The sequence below is a fragment of the Ruegeria sp. HKCCD7628 genome (assembly GCF_057221005.1).
Genome location: NZ_JBWVBA010000011.1, coordinates 1 through 17737 on the forward strand (window position 1 = coordinate 1; position 17737 = coordinate 17737).

The window sequence follows — 17737 nt, forward strand, 5'->3', positions numbered from 1 at the left end:
CCGTCAGCACCGTCTCCAGCGCCCCAGCACCGCCTCAGCAGCGCCGGTGAAGGGGGTTCTAAGGTCTACCCCACAAAGCCGCAAGCAGAAAATTTGAAAAATTCCATTTTTTTTGCATTATTTTGTTTTGTCATTTGAAAACAAAGATCTAATCACCAGCCATCGACGTCATTTCCCTCCAATTCAGCGTCGAACAACAGCCCAAGGTATTGGATGACAACAAGGCGGGGCGAACAAAGCCCTATATATAGTGAGCAGTAAGCAGACAGATACTAGAAGCTCTCGACTCGTGCGTCTCTTTGCGAGTCGAAACCTGCGGCGCAAAAGCAGGATTCCGGAAGCCACAGCGTGTCAAAAGTGGATCTACGCGCTCAAATGCTTGCGTATCAACTGCGGATGCGGTCAGGTCACGGCAACCAAGCTGAATTGACGAAATTCCATGACCCAAGTGCCCGATCATAAATTCCCGCGCGTGCGCACCGTCGGATACGACGGTTTGCTGGTTTCCTTTGGTGACACAATGGAAGAATCCTCGAACCGGGCAGCCTTGGCGTTTCGCGATCTCATCGACAGCGAAAACTGGGAAGGCGTACTTGAAACCTCGGCCACTTTGGCATCCGCTTATATACGGTTCGATACCAAACGTTTGTCACATGCCGACCTCGATGCCAGGGTACGCGGGGCTTTGGGCCACCAAGACTGGTACTCTGCGCCCATGCCCATGGGACGCAGGTTCTGGCGCGTTCCAACAGTATACGGTGGTGAGCTTGCACCCCAGCTTGGCGACGCGGCAAACGCCGCAGGGTTAAGCGTCGAGGAAGCTATCCGTCGCCTGTCGGAAACTCGCGTCCGCGTCCTGACGATTGGGTTCGCGCCGGGGCAGCCATATCTGGGCCCGCTTGGACCCGAGTTTAACATACCCCGACTTCAGGATTTAACCCCGATGGTGCCCGAGGGCGCGCTGGTTCTGGCAATATCGCAGTTTGTACTTTTTTCAGGACCAACTCCGACGGGATGGAGGCATGTCGGCCAAACCGCGTTCCGATGCTTTCGCCCCGAAGCAGATCACAGCTTTGCCCTGCGCCCCGGCGACGAAATGCAGTTCGTGCCGATTTCCCGAGACGCGCTGGAGGATATCCGCGCAAACAACGCCGACGGCACGGGCGGCGCAACTTGTCAGGAGATCAAGCAGTGACTCTGACCGTTCTGCGCATCGGCCCAGCCTGCACAATTCAGGACCAGGGACGTATTGGATATCTGGATCAAGGTTTGTCCAGATCCGGGGCTGCTGACATCCTTGCCCTGCACGAAGGGGCTGCGCTGTTGGACCAGAGTCCGGAACTTGCAGCGTTGGAAATGGCGGGCATGGGTGGAGAGTTCGAAGCGACCCAAAGCACATGTTTTGCCCTCACTGGCGCACCGATGCAGGCCAGTATTGATGGAAGTCCCGTGCCGTGGAATGCCTCTCATCAGATCGAGGCCGGGCAACGATTGGTGATCGGAGCTGCGCTACGTGGCAGCTATGGCTACCTTCATCTTGGTGGCGGTATAGACGTGCCAGAATTTTTGGGGTCCCGCTCAACGCATCTGACCGCAAAGATTGGGCGAGTTGTTCAGCAAGATGACATACTGAATAGCCCCAAGGGCGCGGGGCGTGCTGGTTGGAAGTTAAGACCAGAGGACAGGTTCTCGGGCGGACTTTTGCATTTAGTCGCCAGTTTTCAGACATCCCTGTTCGATCAAAGTACTCTGGACCGGTTTGCCGCCACCAGCTTTACGCGCGGTGCAAGGGCCAACCGCATGGGGATGCAATTGGAAAGCGACGGACCCGGATTTGCGGCAAAAGGGCAGCTTAATATCCTGTCCGAGATCATCACACCCGGCGACATCCAAATGACCGGCACTGGAAACCCCTTTATCCTGCTGCCGGAATGCCAGACCACTGGGGGTTACCCACGTATCGCCACGGTCTTGCCTTGCGACATCCCTCGGGCGGCACAAACGCCAGCGGGAGCTGAAATTCGGTTCGAATTCGTGACGCTTGAGGAGGCTGCGACGCGACAGGCCCGCCACTCGGCTGACCTGATCCGGCTAAACGGTCAGATCGAACCGCTGGTGCGCAATCCCCATGACATCCCGGACCTGTTGTCCTACCAATTGATCGACGGAATGATCTCTGCCACCGACTAAAGGAGTTTTGCCGATGCCCAGCGTCGATCTGAATGCCGATATGGGGGAAAGCTTTGGCCCCTGGAAGATGGGCGATGACGATAGTCTGCTGAGGATCATCACCTCGGCCAATATCGCTTGTGGCTTTCACGCGGGTGATTGGGATGTGATGGCGCAGACGATGAAGATGGCCGCTGAAAACGGCGTCGGTATCGGCGCACATCCCGGCTTTCCCGATCTGCAGGGCTTTGGCCGCAGAAATATGAAAATCCCTCATGCGTCCCTGCGCAATCTGGTGCGGTATCAATTGGGGGCAGCTTTGGGTATGGCCAAGGCGGTTGGAACGCAGGTCCGGCACCTTAAACTACACGGCGCGTTGGCCAACATGTGCTCGGTCGACGTGGATATGGCACGAGCGTGTTATCAGGGCGCGCTGGACGTGGATCCCGATATCATCATCATGGTGCTGGCCGTCACCAAACAGGAAGAAGCTGTACGCGACCTTGGCTGCAAATGGGTCGGAGAGATCTTTGCCGACCGCGCTTACAATGACGACGGAACGCTGGTGGATCGAAGCCTGCCCGGAGCAGTCATTCACGACCCTGAACTTGCCGGGCCACGCATCCTGAAAATGGTGCGCGAAAGGGCCATCATCACTGAATCCGGCAAACGACTGGAAACCTCGATCGACACAATATGTCTGCACGGGGACGGCCCAACGGCGGTACAAATCGCAGCTTCGGTGCGGGAAAACCTGATCACTGGCGGGGTCGATGTGACGAAATTCATCCGCTGATCAGATTGGCTTAAGACAGCACGCGTATACCGTTGGTGTTGCCGGGGTCAGGTTCAGCCCCTAGCATGACCACAAGTTCATGTTCTGAGTGCCACAATCCCGGCAACACCCTGCACCACCTGCAAAGCGCAGGAGCAAGGAGATAGCTTTATGTCTTTTGATCTGATGTCCTACGAACCCCGCGGCGACAAGAAAAACTCGGACTTTTTCAACGAGTATTTGCCAAAAATCTACGAACGCCGCGCCAGCTCGGGCGTTGCCGATCTGGTCGGGGCGATGAAGGCCATCGTGATACAGGTCGAATCCGATGCGCTGTTTGACACACTGGTCGAGCTTTACGTAATGACGCCCTATCGCCACACAGCCAGCTATCTGGGGCGCACGCATAAATTTTCGGTCCTGCATTCACATTCCGACTACCCTGCCCTGATCGTGATGGCACCGCTCAGCCCCGCTTTCGAAGACTTTATTCCCCGCATCAACCGCATGTATCCGCTGGCTCGAAAGACTCCGCAAACCCGATATGTCGGAGAGGTCTTCGGCGCGTCGGACCTAACCGCGCTGACGCAAACGCTGGAGGATCAGAATATTCGGTTCGAGTATTCAGGCGACACAGAAAATACGTTCTACACGCTGCAGGGTTTTCAGTTCACTACACCTTCGGATTTCACCTGTAATCGGGTTGGCTATTCCAATCTGGACTTCAACGACACGGATAGCCTCGGTCTGGGCGACCGTGTTCTATTGAGCGACAGTGAGCAAGCTCGTCTGAATCAGGCTGCCGCGTTTGGGGCTGACAGCAATATCGCACCGCTCATGCTAGGTATTGATCACCTCGCCACGCGTGTTCTTGCCGGAGAACGCGAGGACGCGATCCTCGAGTTCCTGACGATGGTGCCCTACTATTTCTGGGGCGCGTACAACATCTTCGACATGAATTCGTCCACCAATGTGAACCGAAACCCAAACGTAGATGACGACAAGAAATCACCTGCCAAAGTGTTCACCGCCAACAACACGCCGTCCTTCGTGAATTCCTTTGCCAAACTGCCAATGCCGACCGAGGATTTTGTCCGGAATTTCGGCCGTCGCCTGCATCACATGGCGGTCGAGATTCAGGATGGCGATCATGGCGCGGGTGAAAAGAATGTGGATTTCGTGGTAAACACCCTCAAAGACAAAGGCGTGCCGTTTCTGGCCCATGTAGTAGGCGAGTGCAAAGACGATCCGAACCTCAAGCAGATATTCTCAAAACACTCAAAAAACACGCTGCTGATCACGGAATACATTGAACGCTGCCACAAATATGATGGCTTTTTCACCAAGGACAATGTCGCCGCGTTAACCGCCGCCGCCGGTCAGGACGAGCAGTACCAGCACGGTCACGTGTTCGACTAAAGCCTGCAAGCATCTCCGAAACGCTCTGGGACACGAATGTCCCGAAAATGGCAAACGCGTCGCGGGATGTTCTCACGTTAGCCCAACGCCGAAAAAAAGGCTGCGAGTTCCCTCGCAGCCCCATCCAATCAGGAGAGAGAATGTCGGGTCTTATGACGGCCCGATCATGAAACAGGTGACATTTCGGGCCTGCAACCTGCGGCAAGCCAGGTCGGCCTGTTCGCGGGTCATGCCCTGGAACGTCGCATCGAAACCTCGTGAACTTTGATTCACCTTGCGCAAGGTTCCTTCCAAAGTGGTCATTTCGGCCAAAGCGGTTTTCAGCAGCACCTTCTCGGCCTCGTATCGCGTAGTATAGCGACCTACATTTACGCCCCAAAGATGCCCGCCCGAGGTAGAAAGACGGGTGACAATTTCCCTTTCCGGCTCTGGCTGAGCAGCTGGGTTGGTCGACGCCAGAACCAGATCACTTGGACGAGGCGCCGGGCGTACCGTTCCGTCATCCGGGGTCTGGATATCAGCCGCTGCGATTGCCGCAGCGATTCCATCCTGAATTCTGCTCTCGTCTTTTGCCGCTGCTGCGGCAACTGTTCCGGCGACTTGAACTGCAGCTGCGCGGCGCAAAACGGGCCGCAGGCTGGCCGTTGGCGCAGTGGTTAGGCGCGCGACCTGCGCATTCAGGCCCACATTTCCAGCGTAAGCCGGACGGGCAGGTTTACGGATAGGCGCACGGGATGGAGCGCGACGGAAGCCCATATCCAGCAACTCAGCCACTTTGGCATTGCGCGATGCGCCGGATTTTCCGCCGAAGACGGTCGCGATGATCCGCTCATCCTTACGCTTGGCCGAGGCTACCAGATTGAAGCCCGCCGCTCGTGTGTATCCTGTCTTGATCCCATCGGCACCCTTATAGGCGGCCAAAAGGCGGCGGTTGGTGTTCGGAACCGTTTTGATCCCTGCATGAGTCGATTGACGTGAAAACAGGTTGTAATACTGCGGATAGTCATACAGGAGATGCCGCCCCAGCGTCGTCATGTCCCGTGCAGTCGACAAGTGGCCGGACTCGGTCAATCCATGCGCATTCTTGAAGGTTGTGCGGCTCATACCCATGGCTTTAGCGGTGCGCGTCATACGGCGGGCAAACGCGGCCTCGGATCCACTGATGGCAATCCCGATGGCGGTCGCCGCGTCATTGGCGGATTTCACGGCGGCCGCGCGGATCAGGTACCGGAACGCAATCCGCTGACCCGAGCGCAACCCCAGCTTGGACGGAGGCTCTGCCGCAGCTGCTTTGGTGATACGTACTTGCGTATCCAACTCGATCTCACCATTCCGGACGGCCTCGAACGCAATATAGAGCGTCATCATCTTGGTCAGAGAAGCCGGGTGAAGTCGGGTATCTGCGTTGCGCGAGTGCAAAACCTCACCCGTGCGCGCGTCAATCACCATCGCCGCATAGGGCGCGGCAACCGATTGCAACGGCGCAAAAGAAAGCAGCCATACGAATGCTATAAGAAATAAGCCCATTCGGGCCGGAACTGTCCGCCGAACCTGCACGATCTTTGCCTCTGTCTACCTCGGGCCGCCGGGTTTTCCCGGTCAGCAATTAATTTATTATATTACCCGTAAGGCTAACACAGAGGACGTCCGAAATAAACCGAAAGCTGGTAAATTCGATCTTTCTTTCGGCGCGCAGTCACCCGCAACATATGGTCGACTTGCACACCTCACCCACTAAATCGTCCTCTGATTTGGTGCCGCTGCACAGAGCCTATTCAATTTTTTGTAACTGGGACCATTCGGCAACATCATGCAAGCGTGCGAACAAGGCTCGCTAACTCACCCAGATCCCGCAATTCCTTATACCGGTTCGAACGCGTGGGGACTTCGGCTTTTTCGATCTCCCAGACCAGCCCATGGGGGACATAGACCCCCCAGCAGCCAGCCTCGATCGGAGCCACTACGTCGGATCGCATCGAATTGCCAACCATCATCGCTTGGGTAGGGCCGGTTCCATGGCGCGCAAATATTTCATGATAGGTTCCAGCCGTTTTTTCCGAAACGATCTCGACCTCGTCAAAAAGCTCGCCCAAACCAGATTGCGCCAGCTTCCTTTCTTGATCAATCAGGTCGCCTTTGGTGATCAGCACAACCTTGTGGGTCGCTCCGACTGCTTCGACCGCTTCGCGGGCATGGGGCAGTAGTTCGATCGGATGGGCCAACATCTCTTGCCCCGCGTCGATCAACTGACGAATGACCGAAGCCGGGACACGATCTTTGGTGACCTCGATCGCGGTTTCAATCATCGACAGAATGAAGCCTTTGATTCCATACCCATAGTGCCGAATGTTGCGTCTTTCTGCAGCAAGCAGACGATCCATCAGATGATCCCGATCGGCATGGTCCGCCAGCAGATCGGCGAAATACGCCTGCGTCAGTTGAAAGAACCGTTCGTTGTGCCACAACGTGTCATCAGCATCGAACCCAACGATGGTCAGCTTGTCTTCCATTGCGATTACGTCCTGCTGGCTCTTTTCTCTGGCCCCTAGGACGTTATATAACAGCTCAGATAAACCGAAGCCTGAATCGGACTTTTGCGCGCAATGTTTGAAAACCCTTGGATGATGTCTGACAATTCGGACGACGACGGCGACTCGTCCGTCCTAATTCAAACGCGCCCTAAAACCAAGCGCCCGCCGCTCTACAAGGTACTGCTGCTGAATGACGACTACACCCCGATGGAGTTCGTTGTGCACGTGCTGGAGCGCTTTTTCGGCATGACCCACGCCGAAGCGTTCGAGATCATGCTGACCGTGCACAAGAAAGGCGTCGCCGTGGTTGGCGTATTCAGCCACGAGATCGCCGAGACCAAAGTGGGTCAGGTGATGGACTTTGCTCGCCGACACCAGCACCCCCTGCAATGCACAATGGAACGCGAAGAGTAGCGTCTGCTCTTCCAACGAACGCGTATGTCCCCTCGCCTTGATCTTGCCCTGAACAGCGGCCTTTCGCTGTCACAGCCGCTGACGGTGATCGGGCCGACACCAGCCCATGACCTGTCCCAACTGCCTCGCGATACGCAGGTGGTACAGCCCTTCAAACCGTTCCATGATCATTTCGCGGCACAAGGTTTTGACGTTATCCCCGAGACCCGTGATCCATGCCAGGATGCGGTGATATTCCTGCCCCGCGCAAAAGCTTTGGCCCGCAGCCTTGTTCAACAAGCCTGCCTGCGCGCCAAGGGTACGGTTGTGGTGGACGGGGCCAAAACCGATGGGGTGGACAGCCTGCTGAAGGACATCCGAAAGCGTGTGCCGGTCGAAGGGCCAATTTCCAAAGCGCATGGCAAAATCTTCTGGTTTGCCTCTGATCCAGAGGCTTTCGCCGACTGGGCCGCGCCCCATGGGCAAATGGTGGACGGGTTTACGACCGCGCCCGGTGTGTTTTCGGCGGACGGAGTGGACCCGGCCTCGGCCCTGTTGCTGGGCGTCCTGCCCGCAAAATTGGGCGCACGGGTGGCGGATCTGGGTGCGGGCTGGGGGTATCTGTCTGCCAACGTGTTGCAAAAACAGGGGTTACGCGCCCTATACTTGGTTGAGGCCGACCACATCGCCCTGACTTGTGCCAAGACCAATATCACCGATGACCGGGCGACTTTTCACTGGGCCGACGCGGTAACGTGGCGCGCACCCGAGGGGCTGGACGCGGTCGTTATGAACCCGCCCTTTCACACTTCGCGCAGCGCAGACCCCGCGCTGGGTCAGGGCTTTATTCGATCCGCCGCACGTAATCTGGCAAAACATGGTGAGCTGTGGATGGTGGCCAACCGCCACCTGCCTTACGAAACCACGCTGAACGAAGCTTTCTCGCGCGTCGACGAAGTCACTGGCGACAACCGGTTCAAGGTGTTCCATGCCTCTCGCCCTCGGCGGTGATCCCGGTTAATCTGCGCGCAACTCAGGGAGACAACGCATGTCCTTTTCCATAGCAGGCAAGACCGCCATCGTCACCGGTGGCGCCAATGGCGTCGGGTTGGCCATTGGGCGGCACTTCGCGGATGCGGGTGCCAATGTGATGTTTGCCGACATGGATGAAAAGCGGCTGACCGACGAGTTGGGCGAGCAAGCCGACGACAGCAATATCCGCTTTTTCGCGGGCGATTTACGGGAAAAGCTAACCATCGCAAACCTGCTTTCCGCCACGATAGACGCCTTTGATCAGGTGGATATCCTGATCAACGGGTCGCGGCAGGTTATCCCGTCCGATCCGTTGGATACAGATGACGACTCGGTCAAGACCCTGCTGAATCAGAATTTGATGCCAGCCCTGCGTCTCAGCCAGGCTGTCGCCAAACGCATGATCAAACAATCCGGAGAAGGAGACGGCCCTGCCGGATCGATTATCAACCTGTCTTCGATAGCCGCACGTCGAACACATCCGGATCTGATGGCCTATTCCGTCTCGACCGCTGCGCTGGATCAGATGACGCGGTCACTGGCCGTGGCTTTCGCCCCGCACCGCATCCGCGTGAACTCGATCGCGCTGGGTTCGGTCATGAGCGCCTCGTTGCAGTCAACGCTCAAGGAAAACCGCGATTTCCGAGACGATATCGAAAAGCACACCCCGTTGGCCCGCATTGCCGCCCCCACCGAACTGACCGAGACGGCGCAGTTTCTGGCCTCGGACGCGGCAGGTTTCATCACCGGGCAAATCCTGACCATTGACGGAGGTCGCACCCTGCTGGACCCCGTCGCAGCACCGGCGCACTGACCCCATGTTTGACACCGAAAAATCCACCGCCTCCGCGTGGTTCCGCACCCTGCGCGACCAGATCGTAACTGCGTTCGAAGCCCTGGAAGACAGCCACGACACTGGGCCGTTTTCCGACGCCACCCCCGGCCGCTTCGAAGTGAAGGAAACCACCCGCCAATCAGACGACGGATCAGATGCGGGCGGCGGTTTGATGTCGGTGATGCGCGGCGGGCGCGTGTTTGAGAAAGTGGGCGTCAATATCTCGACCGTTTACGGCACGCTGGGCGATCGCGCGCAGCATGCTATGGCTGCGCGCAAAGGCATTCCGGGCATGACCGAAGACCCGCGCTTCTGGGCCTCGGGCATTTCACTGGTGGCGCATATGCAGAACCCGCACGTGCCAGCGGTGCATATGAATACCCGTATGTTCTGGACCCCTCATGCGTGGTGGTTCGGCGGCGGGTCTGACCTGAACCCGTGTATCGAATATGACGACGACACCGCCCATTTCCACGCCACGCAAAAGGCGCATCTAGACCCGCATGGGCCGGCGCATTACCCGCGCCTCAAGGATTGGGCGGATGAGTATTTCTACATCCCGCACCGCAAACGCGCGCGCGGTGTGGGCGGCATCTTCATGGATGACTACTGTACCGGCGACTGGAGCGCCGATTTCGCACTGACGCAGGATATCGGCCGCGCCTTTTTGCCCGCCTTCCTGCCCTTGGTCGAAAAGCGCCGGGTGCAGGGCTTTGGCGATGCGGACAAGACCAAGCAGCTGGTGCATCGCGGCCTTTATGCGGAATACAACCTTGTCTATGACCGCGGCACCAAGTTCGGGCTGGAAACCGGCCACGACCCGGATGCCGTGCTGATGAGCCTGCCGCCCATGGCGAAATGGGTGTGATTACTTCTTCATCCTGATATCCAGAACAGCGTCGTAACAATAGCTTTCAGCCTTGGATGCCGAGTAATTTTCGCCCACATACTTCACGGTGATTGAATGTTTGGATGTCGTGTCGGGCTCAACTTGCGGGTCCAGGGAAAACTCTACGGTTCGAATACCCGGCTCATATGGTTTTGAAAGATAGATACGCCGGGTCGACTCAGTTCCCAGTGTCCTAATCGCATAGTCCCCAATCCCGCACCAATACGCCAACGCAACTGATGACCCGACCACGTTAACTTCAAAATTGCCCGTTTGTAATGGCGTCACGTGAACTTGAAAGGTGGGGAATATACCAATACCCGGCTGATCCGCCTGAGCTTCCGCACCGAGAAGCAGCGCCAAAGCTAAAGGCATACATTTAAAGAGTTTCACGGTCGATTACCTCTGCGCAAGTCACAGCAGCCCTCATTGGCCGCATCCCTTGACTACGCAGCGTTGTTGAACCGCAAAGCGCTGGCAAAACACAAAAGCGTCATTCAGTCGTGATGAATCCCAGCAGAGCGTTCAGGCCCTCAGAATCCGAAATCGAGGAAATTGTCATAGCAATAGGTCTGCGCGGACCCCGCCGACAGGTTCTCGCCCACACGTTTGACCGTGACCGAATATCCCGGAGTGGTATCGACGCCTTCTGGTGCGGTCAGGGAAAACTGAACCGACCGGGTTTGTTTTTCATAGGCACGCGTGATGTAAATCCGCTGGGTCGCCTTGGTTCTGAGTGTTCGGATCGCATAATCCCCAATACCGCACCAATACGCGACCGGCGCCGTGGTCCCTCGGGTTGATACCTCGTAGATCCCATTGCCTTTGTCCGCCACGTCAACCCGGACCGCAGGATTAAGATTCACTCCGAAACCGATCGCCTGAGCGACCCCTGGCAACAATACAATCGCCGCAATGGCAGGCATTTTCCGAAACCACATAATCCCTTACCCTTTCACAATAAACACCGCAGAACAAAGCATAGACAACATCACAGTCTAGTAAAGTTCCTGCACCACAACGCGCTATTCGCTAAGCACACGCCCGCCCACATTCTGTGGAGCCAGCGCAACCGTCTTGATCACAGCATAGCAAAGCTGGCCCGGTTGCAGGCCCAGCGCGTCGACCGAACGGCGAGTGATGCGAGCAAGAACAGATCCCGCCGGAGTTTTCACTGAAACGATCGCCCCCGGACCTTCGCCCGCGCGAATGGTGTCAACCGTACCTTCCAGCATATTCAGCGCCGACAAACCCTCGGGCCGTTTGTTGGACAAGATGACCTCTTGGGCGGGGATACGGATTCGAAGTTCATCGCCAATCTGATGCGGAATACGCGGCAGGAACAGGCTTGTCCCGCCCGCGCTCAACTCGGTCAGACCATCGGAATGGTGCTTGGCGACCCGCACTTGCAGTACCGCACCGACCGCGCGAATACCCGCAGGCGCAACCGATGGGTCGGCCAGAACTTCTGAGGCTGGCCCGTGGCGCACTGCCTTTCCGTCTTGCAACGCCACAACCGACGTCGCGAGGCGCGCCACCTCGGCGGCAGAGTGTGTGACGTACAGAATGGGCACCGAAACCTCATCCCTGAGGCGTTCGAAATAGGGCAGGATCTCGGCCTTGCGCGCATCGTCCAGCGCCGCCAGCGGCTCATCGGCCAAAATCAGGCGCGGGCTGGCCAGCAAGGCCCGGCCAATCGCCACGCGCTGTTTCTCGCCCCCGGAAAGGCCAGCAGGACGGCGGTCCAGCAGATGGCCGATCCCCAACATCTCGATCACCTTGTCGGGGTTCTCGCGCGGCGCGCCCTTGGGCGCGAACCAACGGCCGTATGACAGGTTTTGGCGCACCGTCAGGTGGGGGAACAGCCGTCCCTCTTGAAAGACATAGCCCAAACGCCGCTTGTGCGGCGGAAGCCACAGATGTTTCTCGGTGTCGAACAGCTCCCATCCATCAACCGCAACACGGCCCGAAGTCGGTTTGAGCAATCCAGCGACGGCATTGACAACCGTCGTCTTACCCGAGCCCGAGCGTCCGAACAGAACAGTCACGCCGGACGGTGCGTCAAAATTGAGATCGAGTTTGATGTTGGGCAGATCATGCTGCAATCGGACAGAAAGGCTCATGACCCGGCCACTCTTGCTGCGACACGGCGGGCTATGAACTCTGACAGTAAAAGCGCGCTTAGGGCGATAACGACCGATATAACAACCAGCCGCGTGGCGGCCGCTTCACCGCCGGGAACCTGAAGAAAGGCGTAGACCGCTGACGGCAGCGTTTGGGTCTGCCCGGGGATATTGGACACGAAGGTAATGGTGGCGCCGAATTCGCCCATCGCCTTGGCAAAGGCCAGAATAGCCCCGGCGATAACGCCCGGCAGGATCATCGGCAGAGTGACGGTCGCAAACACCATAATGCGCGAAGCCCCCAATGTAGCCCCAGCCTGCTCTAGCTTGGGGTCCACCGCTTCGATCGACAGCCGGATCGCGCGCACCATTAAAGGGAATGCCATGATCCCCGCCGCTAGCGCTGCACCGGTCCAACGGAATGCGAACACAATTCCGACTTCGGACAGGGCGCGACCCAACGGCCCCTGAATGCCAAAGGTCAGCAAGAGGAGGTAGCCAGTGACTACCGGCGGCAGGATCAAGGGTAAGTGCACGAGCCCGTTCAAGACCTGTCGTCCCGGAAATCGCCAGCGGGCCAATGCATAAGCAGTGAAAACTCCAAAGGGCAAAGTTACCAGCGTGGCCCAAAAGGATACGCGCAATGACAGCCTCAGGGCCTCAAGCTCTTCGGGACCCAACCATCCCATCGCTTATTGCTCCGGCAGGGAAAAGCCCTGCCTTTCAAAGATTTCTTGCGCTTCGGGCGATTGCAGATGCTCCAAAAAAGCAAGTGCCTCTGGTCGGGCAGACGTTGTCACACCAGCCGGATAGATGATCGCAGGGTGCAAATCAGACGAAAACTCAGCGAGTACGCGAACGCGGTCTTCGACCACGGCGTCCGATCGGTATACAATGCCGAAGGGGGCTGCTCCTGCCGCAACCAGAGCAAGCGCTGCACGCACATTGTCGGTTTGCGCCACTTGCCCCTGAACACTATCCCACAGGTCCAGACTGCGCAGCGCCGCCTTGCCATAGATCCCAGCGGGTACAGCATCGACCAATGCCATGGCCAGATGCCCACCGGCCAAAGCCCCCGCCAGATCGGTTTCGGGGGTCACCTCGTGCATGTCGGGGGCCGAGGTACCGCCAATGAGAACCAGCCCATTGCCCAGCAGATCGACCCGCTTATTTGCTTCGATCAGGCCCTTGCCCTGCAGGACATCCATCCATTCGACATTCGCCGAAATGAACACATCCGCCGGTGCGCCCAGCTGAATCTGACGCGCCAGAACCGAGGAAGCCGCATAGGAAACCGTGATCTCTTGTCCGGTCTGTGCCTCAAACGCCGGAGCGATCTCGTCCAGAGCATTCTTCAGACTGGCTGCTGCAAAAACCAATACGCCGTCTGCCCCCGCGCGCAGCGGAGCCAGTGTAAACATAGCCAGAGTGATGGCCGCAAGAAATACACGAAGCAGACGTGACAGGATCATCTCATTCCCGCCCCTCGGGGTTAAGGTCCTCTTGGGGATATCTGAGGCACCGGGGGGCGTGCAAGCGCCGATGCGCCGCAGGTTCACCCAAAGGGCAGATATTGCTGGAAAATCCTTGTCCCAAGCCATTTTCGTCAACAGACCCAGCGACAATGTCGCAAACGATCTTGATCCTGATACGTGTCACGGGGATGCTGCGCGCGAGTCAGGAACAGGAAAGCCGACATGTTGCACACTATCCCAGGTTTGATGGACGCCGTACGCGCGCGTTTTGCCCATGTCGAAAGCTGTCCCTTTCAAGGGCCCCGGATTTTCTTTGAAAACGCAGGTGGGGCCCTGACGTTGAATTCCGTGGTCGAGACGTCGGCCAAGTTCGCAGCTATCCCCGACAATCAGGGGCGCGACAACGTCGCTAGCCATGCGCTTGTCGACACCATCAACACCGCCAAGGCTGACTTAGCTGTGTTCATGAATGCGCCTTCAGGTCAGTTTTTTGTCGGTGAAAGCGGGACCGAACTGCTGTTTCGTATGATCCGCACCGCCTGCGTGAACGCGCCCAAAGGCGGCAAGGTCATCGGCAGTTCCATCGAACATCCCGCCAGTCGCAGCGCCGCCCGCCGCTGGGCTGACATTGCTGGGCTGGACTATGTCAACGTCCAGCACGACAACGATACAGGTCTCGTCACCGCTGAAGCATTCCGGGCTGCAATGACTCCGGACGTCTGTGTCGCCACAATCGTTCACGCCTCGCCGGTCACAGGTATGGGGATGGATGTGGCAGCCATCGCGCGGGCCATTCGTGAGGTCTCGCCCGAGTGTTTCATCATTGTGGACGGTATTCAGCACGCGGCTCACGGGCAGTTGGATATCAACAGCTACAATGTCGATGGTTATGCAATCTCACCCTACAAAGTGTTCTCGCGCCACGGGTATGGCATTGCATGGATATCGGACCGGCTGACCGCCCTTCCCCACGACCAATTGATCTACGCCCCGTCTGAAGGGTGGGAATTCGGAACCCGCGACACCGGTGCTTACGCGACCATCTCCGACGTGGTGGCTTATTTCGAGTGGCTGGGCGACCAAGTCTCGGAGCACATGGACCGCCGCGCCCGGATCGAGGCTGCTGGCCGCGCCATCCATGCCTACGAATCGCATCTGACAGGTGCAATGATCAACGGCACCGGCAATCTGCCGGGCCTGCGCGATATGGAGCATGTTTCAATTCTTGGCGGCGCAAACAACCCTGCCCGCGAAGGGTTGGTTTCAATTGTCGTGTGGGATATCCCCTCTGCCGATGTTGTGACACGCCTGAATAACCAGGGCATCCGTACCCACATCCGCAAAGCCGATCACTACAGCGGCAACGTTCTGACCCCGTTGGGGCTGAACGACTGCATCCGCATATCGCTTTGTCACTATAACACCGAACAAGAAGTCGCCCAATTGCTAGCCGCAGTGAACGAGATGACAGCTTGATCAAATAAATTCTTCCAGACCCTCTTGCACCCGGGCGCTGGCTTGGCTAAATGCACCGTCACGGGTGATTAGCTCAGTTGGTAGAGCGCTTCGTTTACACCGAAGATGTCGGGAGTTCGAGTCTCTCATCACCCACCATCAAACAGCCCTTGTTTTACTGGCGTCCTTTAAAATAAGGATGATCCGCTGCCGCTCGGAGTACATTGCGGGAGTACATTATGGGTTGTTTAGTCATGCCTAATCCAACACTGATCAAAGGCTCGTATTACTGCCGAGTCGCTGTCCCTGCCGATCTCAAGGGCGAGGCTAAGGGAACTTACGTGACGGCGACGATCAACGGGCAGATCATCAATCGTAAGGTCGGGACACACGCGAAGCTACCTCTCGGAACATCTGACCTTAAAGTGGCACGGCAGAGGTTCCCTGCCGCCTTAGCTGGAATAGAAGCCCACTGGGAGAGCTTGAGACAGGGGCCAGCAAAACTCACCCACAAGCAGTCGCTGGCGCTTGCAGGCGAAGTGAGAAGCGTGTTTGTGACGGTTTTCGATGACAACCCCGGAGACCCGGAGAGATGGCAGCGGGTGCTTAAGTGGAACGAGCTGGCGCAGCGGGGTCTTGTCAACGAGTTGCAGGTGGAAGTTGATGACCCGAAGCAGACTTTGAAAACACTTGAAGCGAGGTTTGGCGGGTTCGTCGATGACGTTCTCCGAAAGCATCACCTGAACATAACTGCAGCGTCGCGTACGAAACTGCTGGGACACCTATCGAATGCGTTGAATGAGGCGGCGCAAGTGAATGAGGCTAAGGCGCAGGGCGACTATTCGGATAGCGGAGAGACAACCAATTACCCAGCCTTTGAGGTCGCCGAACCTGCAGCTGAAGCACCTCCTGCCCGCGCCCGCCTCACCTTCGAAGAAGTGATCGACAAAGAGGTACAACGGCGGGCCTCTGGGCGTGGTGGAACGCCGCTACGTGAGCGGTCGGAAAAGAAGTACAGGCAAGCTGTCGCAGAGTTCGACGCTGCCAGAGGTGATGATGACGTTCTGTCTATCGACGCCAAGCAAGCTGACCAATGGCTGAACGGCTTGCTTGATGCTGGAAAGCTCAAAATCAAAACTGTCCGCGACCGCTTCAAGAACGTAAAGACAGTTATCGAATGGGCGCGGGAGCAAGGGCTGGGCGAGGTCTTTCCCGAAAGGAACCCTTTGGACGTGGTTAAACCACCGAAGGCAGAAGCGACGGACAGCGCAGCGCGTACGATTCGATTGGACGAAGCGAGGATCATCCTGAAAGCTGCACGTAATGAGAGCAAGCCGGAGCGCCGCTGGCTCCCTTGGATGTGCGCATACTCAGGTGCGCGTATTGGAGAAGTGGCGCAACTCGGACCAGATGACTTCTTCTGCGTCGGCGATGACTGGTTCTACAGGCTCACGTCGGAGGACGACAAACTGATCAAAGGCGGATACAGCATCAGGCGCGTTCCGGTACACCCAGCTTTGATTGACGAGGGGTTGCTTCAGTTCGTCGAAGAGGGGCGCAAGGGCGGTAGCAATCGCTTGTTCCCGAACAGATCGCAGGGGAACATCCGTGACTGGGTCAGAAATGAACTCGGCTTAACACGACGCGAATTGGCACCGAACCACGGCTGGCGGCACCTATTCGAAGACATGGCCTTGATCGCGCACATGACGGACGCCGCCAAGCTGTACATCACGGGGCGGTCGCGCGGGTCTTCGGCTGAGGGATACGGCAAAAGCGATGCGATGCTTCCCGGCTTGGCAGCTCAGATGCGAAAGGTAACGCCTTACGCAGTTGATTGAGCGTATGGGGTTCCGCCAAACACAACTGAAGCAGCATTAGCGGCATGGATTCAGCCCACATACTGGGCCTCGTCCTTCTTCGCTGCACCGCGCAACACAGCCCTGCCCGAATTGCAACGCTCCCTCTGTCCCATTGGCAGGCCCACCATCTATTCCGTCCGAAATCATTGAGTTCCACCATTGCTTAATACCCGAAACGCTCGGGCAGAATTTCAAGAAGTCTGAAAGGCAATCCATGACAAAACCAAATCAAACAAACGACGAGGAAATCATCAGCGAGTTGGCGGGGCCGATGTGTACAGCACTAGCCAGCCTCTCACTTGGGCGCGATGTTGAAGCACTGTTGAACACCCATGTTTTGCTGGCCATCGCTGATGAGCCGGGATGCACGTCAAAGTACCTGCAAGACAAATTCGGTATGGTCCAAAGCACGATCTATAAGACGCTTAAGAAACTCGGCGCAAAGAAAGGCGGGGGAACAAAAGCACCGGGTCTCATTGTGGCATACAAAGATGGCAAGAGACACCGTCACAAGCTGACCGATAAAGGCAGGGTTTGGGTCAACAAGGCGCTGGATCAACTTGAAGACCGTACACTGATGATCGCTCGCCAAAGGATGATCGCCGCTCGCGCAAAATAGCTATGCGTGAGCCAAATGCCGCCATGATATCAACAGGGCCTCCCGCTTTTCGGCGGGGGCTTTAGCTTATCGTAGGTGGGTTTCGACAGCGGATCGCGGTGGGATTTCGGGTGCAGAATTGAGGTGGCGAAAATCTTTTATTAACAATGCTTTGGGAATA

The 17737-nt window shown here is 57.2% G+C and carries 18 protein-coding genes and 1 tRNA gene; 12 read left to right on the forward strand and 7 right to left on the reverse strand.

Annotated features, from left to right (window positions below; genetic code table 11):
- Positions 1 to 439 precede the first annotated feature (439 nt).
- The 4 genes from AC2TAD_RS18365 (at position 440) to AC2TAD_RS18380 (ending at position 4363) form a co-directional block, all read left to right on the forward strand.
- Positions 440 to 1195 (forward strand): 5-oxoprolinase subunit B family protein, encoded by a 756-nt coding sequence (locus AC2TAD_RS18365; protein WP_480869370.1) that lies wholly within the window; start codon positions 440 to 442, stop codon positions 1193 to 1195.
- Positions 1192 to 2190 carry a 5-oxoprolinase subunit C family protein gene (locus AC2TAD_RS18370; protein ID WP_480869372.1) on the forward strand — a complete coding sequence of 333 codons (999 nt, stop codon included), beginning with the start codon at positions 1192 to 1194 and terminating at the stop codon, positions 2188 to 2190. The genes AC2TAD_RS18365 and AC2TAD_RS18370 overlap by 4 nt, the downstream gene beginning before the upstream one ends.
- A gap of 13 nt (positions 2191 to 2203) precedes the next feature.
- Positions 2204 to 2965, forward strand: coding sequence for a LamB/YcsF family protein (locus AC2TAD_RS18375; protein WP_480869374.1), 762 nt, complete (start codon positions 2204 to 2206; stop codon positions 2963 to 2965).
- A gap of 150 nt (positions 2966 to 3115) precedes the next feature.
- Entirely contained in the window at positions 3116 to 4363 is a 1248-nt protein-coding gene (locus AC2TAD_RS18380; protein ID WP_480869376.1) for a hypothetical protein, read from the forward strand.
- A 150-nt stretch (positions 4364 to 4513) separates the two neighbouring features.
- On the opposite strand, the gene AC2TAD_RS18385 is transcribed toward AC2TAD_RS18380, so the two are convergent.
- Both AC2TAD_RS18385 and AC2TAD_RS18390 read right to left on the reverse strand, forming a co-directional pair.
- Entirely contained in the window at positions 4514 to 5890 is a 1377-nt protein-coding gene (locus tag AC2TAD_RS18385; protein WP_480869378.1) for a D-alanyl-D-alanine carboxypeptidase family protein, read from the reverse strand.
- Positions 5891 to 6171: 281 nt separating this feature from the next.
- Positions 6172 to 6873, reverse strand: a complete 702-nt coding sequence (locus tag AC2TAD_RS18390; protein WP_480869380.1) for an HAD family hydrolase — start codon at positions 6871 to 6873, stop codon at positions 6172 to 6174.
- 93 nt (positions 6874 to 6966) lie between these two features.
- On the opposite strand from AC2TAD_RS18390, the gene clpS reads away from it, so the two are divergent.
- From clpS to hemF, 4 genes are read left to right on the forward strand one after another with little or no spacing between them, the layout of a single operon-like run.
- A complete protein-coding gene (gene clpS, locus AC2TAD_RS18395) occupies positions 6967 to 7308 on the forward strand; it encodes an ATP-dependent Clp protease adapter ClpS (protein ID WP_170356801.1) in 342 nt (113 codons plus the stop codon).
- A gap of 24 nt (positions 7309 to 7332) precedes the next feature.
- Positions 7333 to 8298: a class I SAM-dependent methyltransferase gene (locus tag AC2TAD_RS18400; protein ID WP_170751414.1), complete on the forward strand. Its 966-nt coding sequence runs from the start codon at positions 7333 to 7335 to the stop codon at positions 8296 to 8298.
- Positions 8299 to 8335: 37 nt separating this feature from the next.
- Entirely contained in the window at positions 8336 to 9133 is a 798-nt protein-coding gene (locus AC2TAD_RS18405) for an SDR family NAD(P)-dependent oxidoreductase (RefSeq protein WP_170356805.1), read from the forward strand.
- A 4-nt stretch (positions 9134 to 9137) separates the two neighbouring features.
- Positions 9138 to 10022, forward strand: a complete 885-nt coding sequence (hemF, locus tag AC2TAD_RS18410; RefSeq protein WP_480869383.1) for an oxygen-dependent coproporphyrinogen oxidase — start codon at positions 9138 to 9140, stop codon at positions 10020 to 10022.
- Here hemF and AC2TAD_RS18415 read toward each other — a convergent pair whose 3' ends face one another.
- From AC2TAD_RS18415 to modA, 5 genes are all read right to left on the reverse strand, one after another.
- Complete coding sequence (locus AC2TAD_RS18415; protein WP_480869385.1) at positions 10023 to 10436, reverse strand: hypothetical protein; 414 nt, start codon at positions 10434 to 10436, stop codon at positions 10023 to 10025.
- 140 nt (positions 10437 to 10576) lie between these two features.
- Positions 10577 to 10984, reverse strand: coding sequence for a hypothetical protein (locus AC2TAD_RS18420; protein ID WP_480869387.1), 408 nt, complete (start codon positions 10982 to 10984; stop codon positions 10577 to 10579).
- A gap of 84 nt (positions 10985 to 11068) precedes the next feature.
- Positions 11069 to 12166 (reverse strand): molybdenum ABC transporter ATP-binding protein, encoded by a 1098-nt coding sequence (gene modC / locus AC2TAD_RS18425; protein ID WP_480869389.1) that lies wholly within the window; start codon positions 12164 to 12166, stop codon positions 11069 to 11071.
- Positions 12163 to 12855, reverse strand: coding sequence for a molybdate ABC transporter permease subunit (gene modB, locus AC2TAD_RS18430; RefSeq protein WP_480483500.1), 693 nt, complete (start codon positions 12853 to 12855; stop codon positions 12163 to 12165). Before modB ends, modC begins: the two co-directional genes overlap by 4 nt.
- Before the next feature lie 3 nt (positions 12856 to 12858).
- Entirely contained in the window at positions 12859 to 13638 is a 780-nt protein-coding gene (gene modA / locus AC2TAD_RS18435) for a molybdate ABC transporter substrate-binding protein (RefSeq protein WP_480869391.1), read from the reverse strand.
- Positions 13639 to 13863: 225 nt separating this feature from the next.
- Between modA and AC2TAD_RS18440 the strand changes: the two genes are divergently transcribed.
- The 4 genes from AC2TAD_RS18440 to AC2TAD_RS18455 all read left to right on the forward strand — a co-directional run bounded on the left by AC2TAD_RS18440 (position 13864) and on the right by AC2TAD_RS18455 (position 17577).
- Positions 13864 to 15117 carry an aminotransferase class V-fold PLP-dependent enzyme gene (locus AC2TAD_RS18440; RefSeq protein ID WP_480869393.1) on the forward strand — a complete coding sequence of 418 codons (1254 nt, stop codon included), beginning with the start codon at positions 13864 to 13866 and terminating at the stop codon, positions 15115 to 15117.
- A 62-nt stretch (positions 15118 to 15179) separates the two neighbouring features.
- A tRNA-Val gene (locus AC2TAD_RS18445) sits at positions 15180 to 15255 on the forward strand.
- 95 nt (positions 15256 to 15350) lie between these two features.
- A complete protein-coding gene (locus tag AC2TAD_RS18450) occupies positions 15351 to 16937 on the forward strand; it encodes a hypothetical protein (protein ID WP_480869396.1) in 1587 nt (528 codons plus the stop codon).
- A gap of 133 nt (positions 16938 to 17070) precedes the next feature.
- Complete coding sequence (locus AC2TAD_RS18455; RefSeq protein WP_170522444.1) at positions 17071 to 17577, forward strand: hypothetical protein; 507 nt, start codon at positions 17071 to 17073, stop codon at positions 17575 to 17577.
- The last annotated feature ends 160 nt before the right edge of the window (positions 17578 to 17737 follow it).